Source organism: Streptomyces sp. NPDC127177 (assembly GCF_042672475.1).
GTDB lineage: Bacteria > Actinomycetota > Actinomycetes > Streptomycetales > Streptomycetaceae > Streptomyces.
In genome coordinates this window covers 1-3,119 of the sequence record NZ_JBHXUW010000126.1, presented here as the reverse complement: position 1 = coordinate 3,119, position 3,119 = coordinate 1, and the positions used below count along the sequence as shown (strand labels likewise).

Here is a 3,119-nt window from a genome sequence, read left to right as displayed (position 1 = left end):
GCGGGCCGGGGCGCGGGGGGCCGGGCCCGCGCCCGGGCGGGCGGCGGACGCCGATGGAGCGGGGGCCGGCTCTCCGGCTCCGGCCCCGGTGCTCCCCGACGAGGTGGCAGCGATCCCGGACGTCCTGCCTGCGGAATCCGTCCCGGACGTCCTGCCTGCGGAATCCGTCCCGGATGTCACGCCCGTGGCAGCGGCCCCGGACGTCGTGCCCGTGGAAACCGTCCCGGACGTCCTGCCCGTGGCGGCGGTCCCGGACGTGCCGGAAGCGCCGGCCGAACCGGACCCGGCGGCCCCCGCGGCCGACGACGGCCGGTTCACCGTCCGGCTGGCGAACTTCGAGGGGCCCTTCGACCTCCTGCTCCAGCTCATCTCCAAGCACAAGCTGGATGTGACCGAGGTCGCCCTGTCCAAGGTCACCGACGAGTTCATGGCCCACATCCGGGCCATGGGGCCGGACTGGGACCTGGACCAGACCACCGAGTTCCTCGTCGTCGCGGCGACCCTCCTGGACCTCAAGGCCGCCCGGCTGCTGCCCGCGGCCGAGGTGGAGGACGAGGGTGACCTGGCGCTGCTCGAAGCCAGGGACCTGCTCTTCGCGCGGCTGCTCCAGTACCGCGCGTACAAGCGCATCGCCGAGATCTTCAGCGCCCGCCTGGAATCGGAGGGCCGCCGCTTCCCCCGTACCGTCGGGCTGGAACCGCACCACGCGGAGCTGCTGCCCGACGTCGTGATCAGCATCGGGGCCGAGGGCTTCGCCAGGCTGGCCGTGAAGGCGATGCAGCCGAAGCCCAGGCCACAGGTCTACGTCGACCACATCCACGCCCCGCTGGTCAGCGTGCGCGAGCAGGCCGGGATCGTGGTGGCGCGGGTGCGCGAGGCGGGGGAGCTCAGTTTCCGGGTGCTCACCGAGGACGCCCCGGACACCCTCACCGTCGTCGCCCGGTTCCTCGCCCTGCTGGAGCTCTACCGGGAGAAGGCCGTCGCGCTGGACCAGGACGAGGCCCTGGGGGAGCTCATGGTGCGCTGGGCGGGGGAGCGGGGGGCCGAGCCCGTCGTGACGGACGAGTTCGACCAGGAGGCCGCGGAAGTGCGGGAGGCCCCGGAAGCACAGGACGTGCGGGACGGGGACGTGCGGGACATGCAGGACGTGCGGGACGTGCAGGACGAGCGGCAGGATGTGCAGGCATGAGCGAGCAGGACGTCACCGGCCCCACCGTCGTCGCGGACCTCGATCTGAAGCCCGCTCTGGAGGCCGTCCTGATGGTCGTCGACGAGCCGGCCACCGAGGAGCACCTGGCCAAGGTCCTGGAGCGGCCCAGGCGGGCCGTCGCGGACGCGCTGCGCGAGCTGGCCGACGAGTACACCGTGCAGCGCCGCGGCTTCGACCTCAGGCTCGTCGCGGGAGGCTGGCGCTTCTACACCCGCCCGGAGTACGCGGCCGCGGTCGAGGGCTTCGTCCTGGACGGTCAGCACGCACGTCTCACGCAGGCCGCGCTGGAGACCCTCGCGGTGGTCGCGTACCGCCAGCCGGTCAGCCGTTCACGGGTCTCCGCGGTGCGCGGTGTGAACTGTGACGGGGTCATGCGGACCCTCCTCCAGAGGGGCCTGGTCGAGGAAGCGGGCGCGGAACCCGAAACAGGTGCGATCCTGTACAGGACGACGAACTACTTTCTGGAGCGGATGGGCCTGCGTGGCCTGGATGAGCTCCCGGAGCTCGCGCCCTTCCTCCCCGAGGCGGACGCGATCGAGGCTGAGACGCTAGAGGGTGTGCCGTCGTTCGATCCGGACGCACCGGACACCCCGGATACTCACGCAGACGACAAGACGGATTTTTGATGCGAAGCAGTGGCAGGAACAGCGGAAGCGGCGGCGGCAACGGCGGCGGCAGGAGCGGTGGCGGCGGCGCCAGGAGCGGCGGCGCGGGCGCCAGGAACAACAGCGGCAGCGGCCGGAGCAGTAACCCGAACCCCCGGGTCTCCGGCTCCGGGCGCGACGACAGCCAGGAGCAGCGCCCCCGCCGGCCCCGGCCCGAGGAGCGCCGCTACGACGTCGGCAACGACAAGCCGGGCGGCGACGGCGGCACCCGCAAGGGCCGCGGCGCGGCGGCCCGCGGTGGCGCCAAGGGCGGCCCGAAGGCGGCGACGGGTGGTTCCAAGAGCAGCGGCCGGCGTGCGCCCTACGGCGCCCCCGCGCGTCCGCGCGAGCTCGACGCCAAGATCGAGCAGCGCAACCGTGACAGGTACGCGGACAAGCCCGAGATCAAGACGCCCAAGACCCACCCGGGCGCCGAGCAGGAGGGCGAGCGGCTGCAGAAGGTTCTCGCCCGGGCCGGCATGGGCTCGCGCCGCGCGTGCGAGGAGCTCATCGAGCAGTCCCGCGTCGAGGTGAACGGCGAGATCGTCGTCGAGCAGGGCATGCGCGTCGACGTCCACCAGGACGAGATCAAGGTCGACGGCCTGACCGTGGCCACCCAGTCGTACCTCTTCTTCGCGCTGAACAAGCCGGCCGGTGTCGTCTCCTCCATGGAGGACCCGGACGGCCGGCAGTGCCTGGGCGACTACGTGACCAACCGCGAGACGCGGCTCTTCCACGTCGGCCGGCTGGACACCGAGACCGAGGGCATCATCATGCTCACCAACCACGGCGAGCTGGCCCACCGTCTCACCCACCCCAAGTACGGCGTGAAGAAGACCTATCTGGCCGCCGTCCAGGGCCCGCTCCCGCGCGATCTGGGCAAGCGGCTCAAGGACGGCATCCAGCTGGAGGACGGGTACGCCCGCGCCGACCACTTCCGTGTCGTCGAGAACACCGGCAAGAACTACCTCGTCGAGGTGACCCTCCACGAGGGCCGCAAGCACATCGTCCGCCGGATGCTGGCCGAGGCCGGCTTCCCCGTCGAGCGGCTCGTGCGGACCTCGTTCGGACCGATCCCGCTGGGCGACCAGAAGTCGGGCTGGCTGCGCCGGCTCACCAACACCGAGGTGGGCATGCTGATGCGCGAGGTCGGTCTGTAGACCTCCCGCCCCACCGCTCACGGCCCGGGGGCCGGTCCGTGGTACCCAACTCCCGGCACGCAACCCCCCCGGGCCTGTTTGAAGCAGGGTTCGTCCATTATATTG

3 protein-coding genes are annotated in these 3,119 nt (G+C 72.0%); all 3 read left to right on the top strand.

The genetic code is table 11. From position 1 onward, the window contains the following. Positions 1 to 232: 232 nt before the first annotated feature. Genes ACFVJX_RS35945 through ACFVJX_RS35935 form a run of 3 tightly spaced genes read left to right on the top strand, consistent with a single transcriptional unit; the run spans position 233 to position 3,014 of the window. Positions 233 to 1,189: a segregation and condensation protein A gene (locus ACFVJX_RS35945; protein WP_384196118.1), complete on the top strand. Its 957-nt coding sequence runs from the start codon at positions 233 to 235 to the stop codon at positions 1,187 to 1,189. Beyond that, on the top strand, positions 1,186 to 1,836 hold the full coding sequence (gene scpB, locus ACFVJX_RS35940; protein WP_384131869.1) for an SMC-Scp complex subunit ScpB: 651 nt from the start codon (positions 1,186 to 1,188) through the stop codon (positions 1,834 to 1,836). Before ACFVJX_RS35945 ends, scpB begins: the two co-directional genes overlap by 4 nt. Then, the gene (locus ACFVJX_RS35935; protein ID WP_384131872.1) at positions 1,836 to 3,014 is read left to right on the top strand and encodes a pseudouridine synthase; all 1,179 of its coding nucleotides are present in this window, start codon (positions 1,836 to 1,838) and stop codon (positions 3,012 to 3,014) included. Before scpB ends, ACFVJX_RS35935 begins: the two co-directional genes overlap by 1 nt. Positions 3,015 to 3,119: the final 105 nt, after the last annotated feature.

What these genes read in the sequence shown, in the direction of transcription:
- scpB (WP_384131869.1), top strand. Translation starts at nt 1,186, where the DNA reads ATGAGCGAGCAGGACGTCACCGGCCCCACCGTCGTCGCGGACCTCGAT.
- ACFVJX_RS35935 (WP_384131872.1), top strand. Translation starts at nt 1,836, where the DNA reads ATGCGAAGCAGTGGCAGGAACAGCGGAAGCGGCGGCGGCAACGGCGGC.